The organism is Holophagaceae bacterium (genome assembly GCA_016720465.1).
Lineage (GTDB): Bacteria > Acidobacteriota > Holophagae > Holophagales > Holophagaceae > JANXPB01.
The window spans coordinates 1-15,592 of record JADKKO010000001.1; the positions used below are offsets into that span (position 1 = coordinate 1).

At 65.6% G+C, this 15,592-nt stretch carries 13 protein-coding genes and 3 pseudogenes; 7 read left to right on the forward strand and 9 right to left on the reverse strand.

All coding sequences use genetic code 11. The annotated features are described in order from the left end of the window. Positions 1-394 precede the first annotated feature (394 nt). The 3 genes from IPQ13_00005 (at position 395) to IPQ13_00015 (ending at position 2,127) form a co-directional block, all read left to right on the forward strand. Positions 395-913: a YvcK family protein gene (locus IPQ13_00005; GenBank protein ID MBL0209294.1), complete on the forward strand. Its 519-nt coding sequence runs from the start codon at positions 395-397 to the stop codon at positions 911-913. Between the two features lie 438 nt (positions 914-1,351). Further along, positions 1,352-1,816, forward strand: coding sequence for a DUF4388 domain-containing protein (locus tag IPQ13_00010; GenBank protein ID MBL0209295.1), 465 nt, complete (start codon positions 1,352-1,354; stop codon positions 1,814-1,816). After that, entirely contained in the window at positions 1,813-2,127 is a 315-nt protein-coding gene (locus IPQ13_00015) for a hypothetical protein (protein MBL0209296.1), read from the forward strand. The genes IPQ13_00010 and IPQ13_00015 overlap by 4 nt, the downstream gene beginning before the upstream one ends. A 1,640-nt stretch (positions 2,128-3,767) precedes the next feature. Here the strand turns inward: IPQ13_00015 and IPQ13_00020 are convergent. The 5 genes and pseudogenes from IPQ13_00020 to IPQ13_00040 form a co-directional block, all read right to left on the reverse strand. Then, positions 3,768-4,646, reverse strand: coding sequence for a hypothetical protein (locus tag IPQ13_00020; GenBank protein ID MBL0209297.1), 879 nt, complete (start codon positions 4,644-4,646; stop codon positions 3,768-3,770). A 61-nt stretch (positions 4,647-4,707) separates the two neighbouring features. Next, the gene (locus IPQ13_00025) at positions 4,708-4,863 is read right to left on the reverse strand and encodes a hypothetical protein (protein MBL0209298.1); all 156 of its coding nucleotides are present in this window, start codon (positions 4,861-4,863) and stop codon (positions 4,708-4,710) included. Positions 4,864-5,012: 149 nt separating this feature from the next. Further along, entirely contained in the window at positions 5,013-5,378 is a 366-nt protein-coding gene (locus IPQ13_00030; protein ID MBL0209299.1) for a hypothetical protein, read from the reverse strand. A 108-nt stretch (positions 5,379-5,486) separates the two neighbouring features. Beyond that, on the reverse strand, positions 5,487-6,119 hold the full coding sequence (locus IPQ13_00035) for a hypothetical protein (GenBank protein MBL0209300.1): 633 nt from the start codon (positions 6,117-6,119) through the stop codon (positions 5,487-5,489). Continuing rightward, positions 6,116-6,788, reverse strand: a pseudogene (locus IPQ13_00040) (ABC transporter ATP-binding protein). Before IPQ13_00040 ends, IPQ13_00035 begins: the two are co-directional and overlap by 4 nt. Before the next feature lie 62 nt (positions 6,789-6,850). On the opposite strand from IPQ13_00040, the gene IPQ13_00045 reads away from it, so the two are divergent. Beyond that, entirely contained in the window at positions 6,851-8,026 is a 1,176-nt protein-coding gene (locus IPQ13_00045) for a penicillin acylase family protein (protein ID MBL0209301.1), read from the forward strand. Further along, on the forward strand, positions 7,975-9,786 hold the full coding sequence (locus tag IPQ13_00050; protein ID MBL0209302.1) for a penicillin acylase family protein: 1,812 nt from the start codon (positions 7,975-7,977) through the stop codon (positions 9,784-9,786). The genes IPQ13_00045 and IPQ13_00050 overlap by 52 nt, the downstream gene beginning before the upstream one ends. Before the next feature lie 63 nt (positions 9,787-9,849). Here IPQ13_00050 and IPQ13_00055 read toward each other — a convergent pair whose 3' ends face one another. The 3 genes and pseudogenes from IPQ13_00055 to IPQ13_00065 all read right to left on the reverse strand — a co-directional run bounded on the left by IPQ13_00055 (position 9,850) and on the right by IPQ13_00065 (position 12,346). Further along, a complete protein-coding gene (locus IPQ13_00055; GenBank protein MBL0209303.1) occupies positions 9,850-10,248 on the reverse strand; it encodes a hypothetical protein in 399 nt (132 codons plus the stop codon). 191 nt (positions 10,249-10,439) lie between these two features. Beyond that, positions 10,440-11,201: a cytochrome-c peroxidase gene (locus IPQ13_00060; protein MBL0209304.1), complete on the reverse strand. Its 762-nt coding sequence runs from the start codon at positions 11,199-11,201 to the stop codon at positions 10,440-10,442. A gap of 253 nt (positions 11,202-11,454) precedes the next feature. After that, positions 11,455-12,346 (reverse strand): annotated as a pseudogene (locus IPQ13_00065) (3-hydroxybutyryl-CoA dehydrogenase). Positions 12,347-12,526: 180 nt separating this feature from the next. On the opposite strand from IPQ13_00065, the gene IPQ13_00070 reads away from it, so the two are divergent. Beyond that, positions 12,527-12,952 carry an SRPBCC family protein gene (locus tag IPQ13_00070; protein MBL0209305.1) on the forward strand — a complete coding sequence of 142 codons (426 nt, stop codon included), beginning with the start codon at positions 12,527-12,529 and terminating at the stop codon, positions 12,950-12,952. A 40-nt stretch (positions 12,953-12,992) separates the two neighbouring features. Here the strand turns inward: IPQ13_00070 and IPQ13_00075 are convergent. After that, a pseudogene (locus IPQ13_00075) lies at positions 12,993-14,601 on the reverse strand (aldehyde dehydrogenase family protein). Between the two features lie 217 nt (positions 14,602-14,818). Here IPQ13_00075 and IPQ13_00080 point away from each other — a divergent pair. Further along, the gene (locus IPQ13_00080) at positions 14,819-15,592 is read left to right on the forward strand and encodes a site-2 protease family protein (protein ID MBL0209306.1); all 774 of its coding nucleotides are present in this window, start codon (positions 14,819-14,821) and stop codon (positions 15,590-15,592) included.

The window sequence follows — 15,592 nt, forward strand, 5'->3', positions numbered from 1 at the left end:
CCATCGAACGTTCCTGACCTTCATGGCGCTGCATCCGGACCTGCCCCTTCGAGTGGTGATCCTCGGGGCGGGACGGGCCGGGCTGCCCTGCTCAGGGCCCCGAAATCAGAATGGGAGCGGCCGACCAGCTCTGGCAGCTCACCGGCATCGTCACGGTGTCGGACAACGGAGGATCTTTCGGGACGGCCTGGAGGAACTCGGCGTAATCCCGCCCGGGGATCTGCGCTACTGCTCGTCGGCGCTCACCCGGCAGGAATCCATCCTCAGCGACCTGTTGAGCTACCGGTTCAAAGGCGAAGGAGCCTGGCGGGACACAGCCTGGGCAACCTCATGCTGCTGGCCATGGTGGACATCACCGGGGACTGGGTGAAGGCCATCCGGGAGCTGAGCTGGCGTGCTGGTGACCGCGGGGCGGCTCTTTCCGTCCACCACCGTGCCTGTGACCCTTTGCGCCACGGATGCCGAAGGTCGTCCCTGGCGTCGGCGAAACCGCCGTCAACGAAACCAAGGCGCCCATCCGGTCCATCTGGCTGGAGCCCGGAAGCCCCGGAACCGCTGCCGGAAGCGATGCTCGCCATTCTGCGGGGCGGACCTGATCCTCCTGGCGCCGGGAAGCCTCTACACCTCCACCCCGCCGAACCTGTTGATTCCAGAATTGCGGCGCGCCCTCCAACAGACGAACGCCCTGATCCTGTACGTGGCCAACTTGATGACCGAAAGCCGGCGAAACCACGGGGTTGGACTTGGAGGCCACCTCCGGGCGATCCTGGACATCGGCGGCGTGCGGCCCACAGCGGTGCTGGTCAATGATTCCCCGCCTTCGCCTGGAGGTCCTGGCCCGCTACCTGGAGGAAGGCGGAGCTCCGATCCTGCCATCGGGTCCGGAGACCGCGGGCATTCCCGTGACCGCTAGACCCTTGCTGGACCTGGATGCGTCCGCGGCGAGGCATCATCCGTCGAAGTTGTTGAAGGCTGTCCGGGAATGATTACAAATTATTACCAGGCCAATTTGCCCTCGGGACGCAGCCAGCCTATTCATCTGTGCGTAAATATTTGCCTGAGCTACTGGATATCTGGGATGGGGTGCCGCTGAATGGGGTTGAAGGGCGAATTTGCCACGATGGGCCTGGAAGACATCTTCCAGTGGCTGGCCGTTGCGGAAGAAGACCGGAATCCCTCGAAATCAAAGGCACGTCCCACACCAAGCGCGTGAGCTTCGCCGACGGCAAAGTCACCTCCGTGTGGTCTTCGGATCCCAGGGACTACCTGGGCCAGTTCCCTGCTGGCCTCCAACCGCATCACCGAACAGCAGCTCGCGGAAGCGCTGGCCGCCCAGGAGGATGAGAACCAGGTGCTCGGCAAGATCCTGGTGAACCGCAACCTCATCAGCGAGGCGGAAATCCGCCGGATGGTGCAGACCAAGACCGAAGAAAGCATCTACGACACCTCTCTGGGGCGTGGGGACTTTCGAATTCCCGACAACCGGCTGCCGGACCAGAAGACCATGCTCATCAGCCTGGAGGTCACGGGCATCGTGCTGGAAGGCGCCCGCCGGATGGATGAATGGGAAGGTCATCCGCCAGACCATCAAGGGCGAGGATGCAGTGCTGGGGCCGGTTTCGGAAGTCATCGCCAAAATATGCTGCCGCTCTCGCCGGAAGACGCCGATGTGCTGTTCCGCCTGGACGAGCGCAAGACCATCGCCCAGCTCATGCAGGAACTCCGCAGGTCGGAATTCATCCTCAGCAAGCATCTGCACGGAAATGCTCGAGCGCGGCATCTTGCGGACCATCGATCCGGGCGGGCACCTGAATGACGCCACCCGCCCAGCTCATGAAGGCCAGGGGATTGATGGAAAGGAGAAGCTCCAGAGAGGCCCAGAGTGAACTCCGGCGCCTGCTGCAGGTGGACCCGAAGATCCAGGAAGCCAGCCGCATGCTGGAGATGGTCCAGCACAAAGCTGGAAGACCAGAACCTGGACCAGGAGCAAGTGCTCGGAGCTGGCCCTGGAGCATGGACGAACTGATGCAGACCCACCTGGAATCCAGCGCGAGGCCTTCTGGCCACCCGCGTGAACGGGGTCTGGAGCATCCGCGATGTCATCGCTGGGAGCCCATTTCCTCCTGAAGAGTGCCTGGCCATCTTCGCGAAACTCATCCGCCGTGGGGTGCTGGAAGTGAGCAATGCCGGGCCATCCGGACCCGGACCGCGACGTATAATTGAATTGTGAGAAGCTGGATGCTTCCAATGGGAGGTTCATGCGCCTTGCCACGACCTGCTTCGCGCTGGCGGCCCTCACGCTGCCCCCCTGTGCGCCGCGTCCGCGCCCCCAGTCCAGATCGAAACCCAGGACCAAGGCTCCGAAAGCTTCCCAGGCTGTGGCGAACCCTCCAGGCCCAGGTGAAAAAACTGACCGCCGAGCGCGATGATCTCTCCACGAAGCTCGGGAAGCCGAGTGCAGCAGGAAGACCTCGCCGCGGCCCAGAAGAGCCGGGACCAGCCCAAGGAAGAAGCGGCCTCCGTCCGCAAGGAACTGGAGCAGATCAAGGGGCAGCCTGAAGGAGAACCAGCAAAGCGGCGACAGCATCCTGATGGACCTCCAGGGGCCGCGAAGCCCTCAAGGCCGCGCAGGAAGAGAACGCGAAACTCAGAGCAGACCTGCTCGCCGCCAACTTGCCAAGCTGGCGGAAAGCAGGGGGAAGGCGCCCCGCTTCCCATCACCCCAGACGTGAATCCCGCCCGGCCCATCAACCTGAACCAGGTGCGTCCCAAGGCGAAGAAGGTGGACACCGGCGTGGGTGGTGGTCAACGTGCTCGTCAATGAGAGCGGCGAAGTGCCGGCCACCAAACTGCTGCAGGGCCTGCCGGGCACTGGCGAGTGGGTGGACAAGGCCAACGAGGCTTGCGTGGAGGCGCCAAGCGCCTGGTGTTCGAACCGCTACCGTCGGCGAAGGCAAGACCCGCGTGCGGGTATGGCAGGGCGTGGGATTCTTGTGATCGACTGGAGGCCGAAAAGAAGTCCCAAGTCTCAAGTCTCAGTAAAGCGGCCCCGTGGGGCCTTACTGCATCTCACCGAGACTTTGGACTTGAGACTTGGGACTTCTTGCTCCTCTACTTCCCCCTCGCAGATCCTTCCCCTCTTCTCCCACTAAGCAGCTCACGTCGCCCTGGGGCCCATGCCTGGCAGGCCAGGCGCTGGTCCGGGGAGGCTTTGAGGATGGCGAGGATGCGCTTTTCAGCGGAGAGCGGCTCGCTGAGGTTTTGAGCGCCGCCTTCGATGGTGACGAGGCAGGTTCCGGGCAGCGCATGGCCGCCGCAGCGGTGGTGGAGGTCCACCTCCGGCCTTGGTCGCGATGGCCAGGAGGCTCAGCTCCCGCTCCAGCTGCACCTCGCCTGCGGCTTGCCTTCTGGAATGAAACCAGGAACATGGATGTCCCCGCCAAGAAGGCGCCCGGCGCGGCAGCACAGCATTCAAGGCCGCGGCCGCACCGGGCGGAGCTCCATGTTAGCAGGCGCCTCGGGAGAGGCAGCGCAGGGGGCCGGGTTCCTCCGGATCTCAGCGCATCCAGGGGTTTCGCGTTCAAGCTCCTCCAGGATCCCAGCAGGCCCACCGCGGCCGTGAGCAGGGCGGCCGCCGCCAGCAGCACAGGCGCGGCCCATGGATCCGTTGGCGGGCAGTTCCAGGATTTTCTTCGCGTAGAGGTCCGAGAGGATCCGGGCCCATGCGCTGGCGATGAGGGGACCGCGCTGGCCCCAGCAGCAGGAATTCAGAGCAGGCTGCCCAGCAGGGTGCCGTGGGTGGCGCCGAGGGGTGCGCAGCAGGGCCAGATCCCGCTGCCGGCCCAGGCGGCCCGCCAACAGGCTCGCGGCCAGCACCAGGAGGCTGGAGGCCAGCATGAGCGTGGCGAGGGGCGCGGGCCACGGTCGAGATCAGGTCCAGGATCCGGCCCACCTTGCGGGCCACTTCCGGAGATGTCGATGACCGTGATGTTGAGGGAAGGCCTGCGCCACCTCCGTCTGGATGCGGGCGCGGGGGTCTCCCCGCTTTCAGCTTCGAGGGCCACCAGATCCAGGCGCGGCGCCCCGCTCAGCAAGGAAGGGTGCAGGACAATGAAGAAATTAGGACGCATGGTCTGCCACACCACCTTGCGCAAGGAGGTGACCTTGCCGCGGATTTCCTGGCCCTGCACATCGAAGGCGAGTTCATCGCCGAGCCTGGCCTGGATGCTTTGCGCGAAGAATTCCTCCAGGGAGATTTTCCGCGAGGGGCGCCCTGGGATCGCTCCAGAAGCGCCCGGCGACGAGGGTTTCGCCTTCCTCCAGCACCGCGCGGTAGGTGAGGTTCTGCTCTCCGGGTGCGGAAGCCCTCGCGGCGGGTTTGCTCCTCGTTGCCTTCCACCGCCCCGGGCCCCGCGGACAGGGCGGCCGTTGATCGCCTTGAGGCGCGCCCGCACCAGGGGCGCCACCAAGGGGCTCGCGTCCGGAAAGGCGCTTGGAGCCGGGTTCGCAAGGCCTCGCTCTGGTCCGGCTGGACATCGATGAAAAAGATTAGGGCGGTTGCCCGCGCCGCGCTGTTTCAGGATCGGGCCCACCAGGTCGTCCTTGATGAAAGACGTGGCGAGCGTGAGGAAGATGGCCAGTCCCATCACCGCCATCATGCAGGCGAGGTGAGGGCCGGCTTGGCGCCCAGCTGCGCGAAGCCGAGCTTCATGGCGAGGGCATGCGCGGGGCGAAGCGGCCATAGAGCCAGAGCATCAGGCGCGTGGCCCCCATGAGCAGCGCGAAGAGCAGGGCCAGACCCGCCAGCGTGGCGAAGCCGGCCTTCAGGCTCGGGGCGTTGCGCAACACCAGCCAGGCCGCCACCAGCAGGGCCGAGCCACTGCAAAGCCAGGTCGCGGCGCGGTCCCCTCTCTGGACGGTGGATTCCCGCAGCAGCTCAGGGCCTGACCTTTCCCAGGCGCAGGAGGGGCGGAAGGGAAGGCAGCAGCACCATCGCCGCGGCCGCCAAGGTCTCAGTCAACGGGGGCCATTGAGCCGGGGCGTTCTTCGCCGCTGCGGGGATGATGTCGCCGAGGATCCTGGGGATCGAACGCCGCGGCCGCCGAGCCCGCGGTGAAACCGAGAGCCAGGGCCGCGCCCAGCAGGATCAGGGTGAGTCCGCTGTAGATCAGCACCGGCGCGTTGGGCGGAGCGCCGAGGCAGCGCAGAATGGCCGCGTCGCGCCGCCGGCCATCGAGAAAGGCCGCGAGGATGGCCCAGGCGCCCAGGAGCGCCAGCAGCAGCGTGAACAGGCCCAACTGCTGGATGAACCGATTGAGGTTGCGGATGGGGCGCGCCAGGGCCCCGCTGGCCTCCTCGTGGCTCTGGGCCCGCACCATCGGCCCCGCGTTTCCCGCGAGGGACCGCAGCTTTGGCAGGGAGGCTTCCGACCCCGGCGCCGGGCTTGAGGGTCACCAGCAGGCGTCCCGTCATCCGCGAGCGCTGGGTCATGAGACCCAGGGACCGAGCTGTTGCCAGTTCCATGTGCACCCGCGGCCCGAGCGTGAAGGCCGAGGCCTGGCGGGATTCATCCTGGCCACGATGCCCCGTACGGGCAGGTCGCTGGTGCCGATCCGCAGGGAGGCGCGCGGTTGGATTTCCGTAGATGGAGGGTCCCGCCACCGACAAATGGAAGTTCTCCGCGAGAATCCCTTCCACGAACACGCCGTGGTCCAAGGCCGGGCGGCCCCGGCATCGCCAGCAGGGCCGCCGGTGATGTCCAGCGCTCCCGCCAGCGGATACCCGGGGCCCGCCGCGCGCTCCCCACGAGTTTGGGCGGGAGCCTCCACCGTGGCCATGGTCGCGAAATCATAGACCAGGCAGGCGCGGTCCACCTCAGGAAGGGCCCGGACCTTGGCTTCCAAGCCTTCGGGCATCAGGCCGGTGGCATTCAGGGCCGCATCGCCGCCGAGGATGGCCCGGCTCTCGGAGTGGATGGCGCCCAGCACCCGCGCCGAGAACCCGTACGTGGCCGCAAAGGCTGCGAAGCCCAGGGACAGGCAAAGCGCGATGAGCAGCAGCCTTCCCTTCTGGCGGTCCAGTTCCCGGCCCACCATGCGAAGAAGGAAACCAGCCGTCATGCCGCGCCGTTCCCGAAGCGCCCGCCCTCCAGGAAGACTTGGCGATCCAGGCGGTCCGCCAGGTGGGGATCGTGGGTCACGAGCACCAGCGTGGTGCCCAGGTCCTGATGCAAGGCCAGCAGCAGCTCGAAACACCTTTGAGGCGTTCACGCGGTCCAGGCTGCCGGTGGGTTCATCGCAAAGCAGGATCTTGGGCCGGGCCACGACGGCCCGCGCGATGGCCACCCGCTGGCATTCGCCGCCGCTGAGCTGGCCGGGCAGGTGCGCCATGCGGTGTTCCAGCCCCACCCGGGCGAGGGGCCTCCTGCGCGGATTTTATGGAGAGCCAAGCCCCGCGATCTCCGCGGCGATGACGACGTTTTGCAGTGCCGAAAAATGCTGGAGCAGGTGGAAGGCCTGGAACACGAATCCCAGGTTCCGGGCCCGGAAACGCGACAGGCCCGCTTCGCCGAGGGTTCCCAGCCGGTGGCCCGCGACGTTGACCTCGCCGGAAGTGGGCTGGTCCAGGCCCGCCAGCAGGCCCAGCAGGGTGCTCTTGCCGCTGCCGGAAGGGCCCTCGATGGCCACCGAAAGGCCGGCCTCGAAGGAGCAGGACAGGTTTTCCAGAACCGTGAGGGATTCACCCGAGGGGGATTCAAATATCCGCGACACCGCGCGCAGTTCGATCATGAACCCAGCGTACCGGAACAGACCACGTGAATCCTGGACCCTAGCCGTGAGAATCTTTTCCTATGCGCCATTGGCTGTCCATCCTGCTGTTCCTGCCCACCTGCGCGGGACATGCCACGGCTCCATCCGAAACCCGCCGCACGGTCGTGTTCCTGGGCGACAGCCTGACGGCGGGGCTGGGATTGCCGCTGGAACAGTCCTTTCCGTCCCTGATCGAAGCCCGCCTCCGGGCGGAACGGAGGCCCTGGAAGGTCGTGAACGCGGGTGTCTCCGGCGACACCACCGCCGGTGGATTGGCCAGGCTCGACTGGATCTACAGGCAGAAGGTGGATGTGCTGGTGGTGGCCTTGGGGCAAACGACGGCCTGCGCGGACTTCCCGCCGTCCAGACCGAACAGAACCTGCGGGGATCCTCCAGCGGGCCCGCAGGAAGGCTCCGCGTGCTCCTGGCGGGCATCCGCCTGCCGGATAATTTCGGTCCCCGGGCCCAGGCCCGCTTCGCGGCCATCTATCCGCGCCTGGCGGCGGAATTCCGCGTGCCGCTGGTGCCTTTCCTGCTCGAGGTGTGGCCATGGAACCGGGATTGAACCAACCGGATGGCATCCATCCCAACGCCGAGGGCGCGCCGGGTGGCGGACCACCTCTGGAAGAAGTTGGGACCGATGCTCTCCGGCCCGCGCTGAAGAGCTACACTGCACCAAAGCAATCGTAATGGGTGGAACTGGAGCCTTCATGAAGTGGTTGAAGCGGATCGTGCTGATCCTGGGTGCGGCCTTGGGGCTTGGAGCTCTCTGGGCCTGGTGGACCATCCAGCGCCAGCTCCCGGATGGCGCGGTTCCCGTGATCCATGGCCTCGCCAACCGCGTCCAGGTGGTGTTCGATGCGCGGGGAGTCGCGACCATCAAGGCTGGATCCTTCCAGGACGCCTTCCGCGTGCAGGGCTATCTGTCGGCCCGGGAACGCCTGTTCCAGATGGAATTGCAGCGTCGCACCGCCGACGGGCTGCTGGCCGAAATCTTCGGCCCCTCGGCCTTGCCGGTGGACCGGATCCACCGGGTCTATGGCTTCCACCAGACGGCCGATGCGGCTTCGCCCCAATTGCCCGAAGACGAACGGGACGCCTTGGAGGCCTTTCGAGACGGGGTCAACGCCTTCATCCAAAGCCATCCCGATCGGTGGGGACTTGAATTCCAGTTGCTCGGCATCAACCCCGGCCCTGGACCCCCGCGGATTGCCTGAAGGGCCTGCTGCTGATGCACGAGGATCTCTCCAGCACCTGGAAGACGGAGCTGCGCAACGAAGCCTTGAAAGTCCTGCCTGAACCCCAGCGGCGCGCGATCCAGCCCGTGGCGACGGATTGGGACCAACTCATCATTCCGGATGTGGAAGCGCCGCGCCTGGATGCGGAGCTGCTCTTCCAGGCCCAGCCGCTGTTCAAATCCTCGAAGCTGCCCGGCTTGCCCAAGGATGGGCTCGGCCTCAGCCCATCCGCCGGAGAACGCGATCCCTCCATCGGCTCCAATGCCTGGGTGGTGAGCGGGAGCCGCACCGCGAGCAGGAAGCCGATCCTCGGGAACGATCCCCACCTGGGGCTTTCGAGTCCCGGCATCTGGCTGCCCCTGCGCATCGAAATCGGCGAGCGGCACGCAGAGGGCGTGGCGCTGCCCTTCCTGCCGGGCATCACCCTGGGCCGCAACCAGGCCATCGCCTGGGGATTCACGAATCTGGGCACCGACGTCCAGGATCTCTACCGGGAAGCTCCGAAGGGTGAGCGCATCGAGGACATCCCCGTCAAAGGCCGGGCGGCCGAGCGGTTGCGGGTGCCCTTGGGCGCCCACGGGCCACAGGTGCGGCCGGGCTACAGCCTGAAATGGACCGCCCTGGATCCCGCGAATCTGCGGATGCCCGTCACGAAGCTGATCCGCGCCACGGATTGGGACAGCTTCAACGCCGCCTGCGATGGGTTCCTGGGTCCCGCGCAGAACATCGTCTATGCCGACGCGGAGGGCCACATCGGCTACCGCGCGACTGGTCTCGTGCCCCTCCGGAAGAAGGGCGACGATGGTTCCCTTCCGGTGGACGGCAACGACCCCAGCAACGATTGGCAGGGCTTCGTGAGCCAGGCGGAAATGCCCCGTGTGCTGGATCCGGCCAAGGGCTACCTGGTGACCGCCAACCAAAGGATATTGGGCAGCGGTTTTCCGTATCCGGTCGCCACGCGCTGGGCGAGCCCCGTCAGGGCCAAGCGCATCGCAGAGCTGATCGAAGCCGCGGGCAGGCTGGATCATCAAGGCGCCGAGCGCATCCAGCTGGACATCGCCTCGCCTGAACATCGTGAATTCATGAATCTGGCAACGCAGGCCCTGGACGCGGGCTGGCGGACCGAATTCCAGGGATGGGATGGCCTGGCGGAGGCCGGCTCAAGAAAATTCCTGGAGGCCGATCTGCTGAAGAAGCATTTCCGGGCCCAGTTGCTGAGCCGCCTGCTGCGGGGCACCGGGTGGGACGCGGACAATTTCAGTTCGGACACCGACGACGCCTTGCTGCGGGAAGCCCTGAAAGCGGATCAGGATGCCTGGACCCGCGCAGGCCTTGGCGACAAACAGGAAGCCCTGTCGGAAGCCGCCCGCCTCGCCAGGAAACAGCTGGAGGCGGGCCCCAGGACCTGGGGGGAATCCAACCGCCTGGCCATCCAGAATCCCCTGGGCCGGGCGGGCGGCGTGCTGGGCTGGGCCTACAATCCGCCCCGGGTCGGCCAGAAAGGCGCGAACCACAGCGTCCGCGTCGCCAAGCCGGGATTCGGCCAAAGCATGCGCCTGATCGTGGATTGGGGAGATGCCGACGCCACCACGCTGGTGGTTCCACTGGGCGTGAGCGGCCACCTGGGTTCCAGCCACCGCCACGACCAACTGAAACACTGGCGCGAGGGCGATCCTGCCGGCCAGGCGACCCGGCTCAAGCAGGCAGAACGCGGCAGCGGGCTTGTGTTCCCGAATTGAGCCCTCAGCCCGATGGTTCTCCCGCTGCCATGCCGCGGGAAACGATGGGTTCAAGAATGGTGATCAGTCCGGCACGGGCAGACCGCTGGGAACCGAGGACGGGACTTCTCCGCTCTGGTCGAGCGCGCCGGGATCCGTCAGGGAGTGGAGGAACTCCACCAAGTCGCCGATTTCCGCCTCCGAAAGGGCCAGCGGCGCCGCCACGATGGGATCCAAGGTGTTGAACACTCCTGCCTGGATGATGTCCTGATTTCGCACCTGGCTGGCGAAGCGGGAGGGCAGTTGATTCGGATCGTAGGTCTGGAGCGACTGCCTTGGATTGAGATGATGCCTGACCACGGCTTTGAGGGAGGCATAACCTCCGGCGTGGGTCCAGGGACCGGTCAGGGCTACGTTCCGCAATGGGGGAGTGCGGAATTTGAAACGGTCCGGGGCCAGGCCCTGTTTCGCGCCCCCGGCCATAGTCCAGGGGGGACTCCGCCCCCTTGCCGGGGCCGACCTGGGGCATCGCGAGGTTGTGGAATTTCAGGTCGGTCATCGAGGGGCCCGAGTGGCATTCAGAACAGAGCGCTTTTCCATAGAACAACGCCGCGCCGCGTTTTTGGGCCGCGGAGAGGGTGGTGGAATCCCCGGCCACATAGCGGTCGAACGGGCTATCCGCCATTGCCCAGACGCTGGCTTCGAAAGCTCCGATGGCGTTGGAAGCATGTTGGAATCCCCACTGGGCTTGGGGCACAGCCGGATAGGCGGCCGAGAACAGCCGCACATATTCCGGTATGGCCATCAGACGCGCCATCAGGCCATTCCAGATCCCGGAGAAATCGCTGTCGGCCAGGGCCGCCAGTTCGTTGGGCTGGCCGTCCACCCGGGTCTCTCCCGCGCTGCCCCGCATCTCGTCGCGGGAAGTGACCGGGAACATCGCCTGGGCTGCCAGCGCATTTTCCAGTCCCGGCAGAAGCTTTGGGCCCGCCGGCGTGGTCAAACCGGGTTTGGGCGGTGCCGCTGACCCGGCCATCCCAGAAGAGGACGTTGAAATCGCCGGCGCCGCGGTTGAACACCTCGGGCGCATTACGGGGAATGAAATTCCGGCCGGGTCCATTTTCCCGGTTCGCCCCCAGCCCGGCGCCGCCGGTGCCGATGGAGACGCTGAGCGCGTCCGCGGTGTGCGCGGCCGGGTGATGGCAAGTGGCGCAGGAGATGTCCATGTTGCCGCTCAGGATCTTGTCGAACATCAGGGCCTTCCCCAAAGCGACTTTTTGCGGAGCCTGGGCGGGCGTCTGGAGGGCCCGGACCCCGGCCTTCTCCAGCTTGGAGCGGAGCAGCCCATCCTCGGAGGCGCGGTCTTCCTGGCGGCCGCCGCAGGCTGACAACAGGACCACGGAAAGCAGTGTAGGCAGCAGTAGGGATTTCTTCATGAGTCCTCGCTCGAAGCGTGGGGATGGAAGGGCGCCTGGAACCGGCGTAGCGGTTGGTTTGCCTGGGGCCGAATGGGGGGAGATGCATCATTCTCAACCAGAACCGGACATTTGCCCAGGGTGGCGCCGGATGCAACGCTCCACCTGCGGCGCAGGCCATCCGAGCAGGCGGAACTTCGTTGCGAGGAGGCGTCCTGGCTGGCTGAAGCATCCTGGCGTCGCGCTGGGGGGCCGCGGATGCCCGCGAAAAGGCCTACAAGGAGGCGGGCTCCATGCGCTGCTCGCCTTCCCAGCGGTAGAAGCCCGAGCCGCTCTTGCGTCCCAGACGCCCCGCCGCCACGAGCTGTTTGAGCAACGAGGGCGCCTTGAACCGGGGTTCGCCGAGAGCGTCGAACATCACATCCGCCACGTTTGCGATGGTGTCCAGCCCGATGAAGTCCGACAGATGCAGCGGGCCCATGGGGGTGGCCGCAGCCCAATTTCATGCCCGCGTCGATGTCGGCGGTGCTCGCGAGATGCTGCTCGCGGGAGCGGATGGCGTCCAGCAGGAAGGGCACCAGCAGGCGGTTGACGATGAAGCCCGGCGCATCCGGCGCCAGCACTGGGGTCTTGCCCACCCTCCGGACGAAGTCCTGGAGTGCTTCCACCGTGTCGGCGGAGCTGAGCACGGTCCGGATGATCTCCACCAGCGGCATGGCGGGCACGGGGTTGAAGAAATGCAGCCCCGCCGTGAACGGCTGGCGATCGGGCCCCAGGGCGGCGGCCAGCTCGGTGATGGAGATGGATGAGGTGTTCGAGCAGAGCAGGGTGGAAGGGGCCATGACGCGGTCCAGCTCGGCGAACATCTTCAGTTTCAGGGACAGGATTTCAGGCACCGCCTCGATGACCAGTTCGCAATCGCCCAGGGCGCTCCATTGCAGCGTGCCCTGGAGCTTCGCGCTGAAGACATCGGCCTCCTGCTGGCTGCGCTTGCCCTTCAGCACGGCCCGGTCCCACTGGTTCTGGATGCGGACCAGGCCGCGGTCCAGAGCAGGCTGGTCGACCTCTTTCACCACCACGCTGAAACCCGCTTCGGCCGCGATCTGCGCGATTCCTGCGCCCATGAGCCCGCATCCGACGATGCCCACCGTGTTGACCGAGCTCATGTCCATGGAGGCCTCCGGAATGAAAACAGCTTAGCTCCCCGCCCCGGGATTGCGGGAAACTCTGGGTCGTTGTTCTGGAATAACTCAGTCCTTTCATCCAATGGCACGACATAAGGATCCGTAACTCAACAACCAGAAAAGCATTGGTTGTTTCGTAACGGCTCCTAAGGTGGAGACCCCATGATCATCGCGCAGCACACCCTTGAAACGACGGCCACACCCGAAAACATCTGGGCGCTATGGGCGGATGTGGCTCGCTACCCGGAGTGGGATGGCGGGACCGAATGGGCCAGGCTGGATGGTGGATTCAAGGCGGGTAACCACGGCGAACTGAAGCCGGTGGGCGGCCGGGCCGCAGCCTTCACCATCACCGAGATGGTGGAAGGGCGGTCCTTCTCCGACCTCATAGGGCTGCCCTTCGCTCGGCTGCGGTTCCACCACTCGATGGAACCGACCGGCATGGGCGCCCGGCTGACCCACCGCATCGAGGTGGAAGGCCTTCTCGCCTGGATCTGGGCACGCAGGTTGGGACCGGCGTTCCGGACGGACCTTCCGGCCTCCATGCGGAAACTGGCGCGGCTGGCCGAGCGGCCCGAAGGCCGCTGAAACGCTGGAGCCAGCCGCCAGCGCTAGACCGGGAAGCCGATCAGAGCGAGGCCCAATCCGTCGGTTCCGCGGCAGCAGCACCATAGTTGGTTTCGATCTGCGCGAGCTGCAGCTTGCCGCTGGCGTCGTCGTTCACGGCGTGCCACTTGGTGTAGGAGTCGATGACCCAGATGCCGCTTTCGCGGGTGCCGTTGCCGCTCCAGCCGTTGCCGCCGAAGGGCATGTGGGCTTCGGCGCCGGACGTGGTGTTGTTGATGGAGCTCATGCCGGCCTTGATCTCGCGCTTGAAGCGCTCCACCCAGTGGCGGTTCTCGGTGTAGAGCGAGCTGGACAGGCCGTAGGGCGTGCCGTTGGCGTAGTCCATGGCCTGGTCGAAGTCCTTCACGGTGGAGATGTTCACCGTGGGTCCGAAGACCTCGTTCTGGAACAGCCACATATCGGCGGTGACGTTGTCCCACACGGTGGGCTGCATGTAGATGCCGTGGCTGATATCGCCCTTCACAACCGCGGTGCGGTTGGCGTCAGTCCATTGCGCGCCGCCGCTCAAGCGCTTGGCGCCCTTGTCCTTGGCACCCTCCGCCCAGTGCTCCTCGAAGCCCTTCGCGAAACGCGCATTGATCATGGGGCCGTAGGTCACTTCGGGGTGCGTGATGGGGTTGCCGATCTCGAGCTTGGCGAGGCCGTCCATGAAAGCCTGCTTGAATTCAACTGCGCAGGCCTCGTGCACGATGATGTTGGCGAGGCTGGTGCAGCGCTGGCCTGCGGTGCCGAAGGCTCCCCACAGCGCGCCGCGCACGGCGTTGTCCATGTCGCAGTCCGGCATGATGATCATGGGATTCTTCCCGCCCAGCTCCAGGCTCGGGATCATCAGATTGCGCCCGCACATTTCGCCGATGGTTCGGCCCACCTGGGTCGAGCCCGTGAAACTGAATTTCTGGTAGTAGCCCTTGTCGATGCCCGCCAGGAAATGCTTCCCGCAGCCCGCGCGGCCCTTGCCGTTCACGGTGTTCACGACGCCATCGGGGACGCCCGCATCCTGCATGGCCTTCAGGAAGAGATACGCGATGGTGGGCGCGTCGTCGCTGGGCTTCCACACCACGGTGTTGCCGCAGAGGATCGCGGGGATGATCTTCCAGGAGGGCACGGCCATGGGGGAAGTTGTTGGCGGCCAGGATGCCGCACACGCCGATGGGCCGGCGGTAGGTGTAGAGCTCCTTGTGAGCCATCTCGGAGGGCACGGTCTGGCCGTACAGCCGGCGGCCTTCGGAGGTGAAGAAGGTGCAAGTATCAATGGCCTCCTGCACTTCGCCCGCGGCCTCCCGCGGGGTCTTGCCGATCTCGCGGGTGATGACGTGGGCCAGTTTATCCTTCTGGTCGGCGAGGATCTGGCCGATGCGCTGGATCACGGCGCCGCGGATCGGCGAGGGCGTGGCGGACCAGGTCTTGAAGGCCTTCGCGGCGGCCTTGGCGGCGTTCTCCACATCCTGTTCGCCGCTGTCCGGGAAGACACCCACGAGATCGCGGTCATCCACGGCGGAGCGGGATTCGATGTGGCCGACCCCCTCGACCTCCTTGCCATTGATGTAGTTGAAGCCCTGGATCGTTTTTCCCGCGTGGGCTGCTTCGGGGGCGTTGGGTTTGAGAATCATGTGGGTCGCTCCATATCAAACCCTCAAGGATAACGCGGCCTTCCCAAGTTGTCCGAAATGGTTCCAGGACTCCCTCATAGGATTGGAGAACCGCCCTTCCACGGGTTAGTCTGGATGTCTAAGGGAGAGCGCAGGTGCGCCGCTTCCGGGAAGGCCAGCCCATCTCTGAAACTTCGTGATCCGATCCGGCATCAGGATCCCTCCCTGATCCGGAGCAATGACACTGTCTGGAGTCAGATTGTCTGAAACATTTTCGCTGCCCACGGTCCTCGTCACCTATGTCGCGCTGCTCTTCGCCCTGAGCGTCCACGAGGCCTCCCACGCCACCATGGCCTACTACCTGGGGGACGATACCGCCAAGCGGATGGGCCGGATGACCTTGAATCCGATCGCCCACATGGACCTTCTTGGCACCCTCATCCTTCCGCTGTTGGGTATGCTCACGGGCTGGCGGGTGCTGGGCTGGGCCAAGCCCGTTCCTGTCGACCCCAGGAACCTGACACGCCACATGCGGGCCAGGGTGGGCATGGCCGCAGTCGCGGCCGCCGGGCCTCTGTCCAACTTATTGCAGTCCCTCATCTTCATCCCGATTCTCGCGATCCTGATCCGGAACCTTCCCGGTGCGGTCGAGGCAGAGCGCATGAAGATATTCCAGGCGGCCATGTTCCTGCCCGTGGATGCCTTCACCGGTGGCAGCCTCAGCAATCTTCAGGTGTTCGGCCTGACCCTCCTGGGCCGCCTCGTGATCATCAACGTGGCTTTGGCCCTCTTCAACCTGCTGCCGGTCGGACCCCTGGATGGTTCCAACATCATCCGCGGGTTTCTGCCGGTGGAGTGGCTGTCCAAGTACGATCGGGCTCAGCCTGCCATCTCCATCGCCCTCCTGGTGATGTTCCTGTTCGGGTTCATCGGCATCATCCTGGGGCCGCTCTTCTTCCTGGCCGAAACCTTCTATCTGAATCCAACTGCCCGGTTTTTCCTCGGAGTTTGA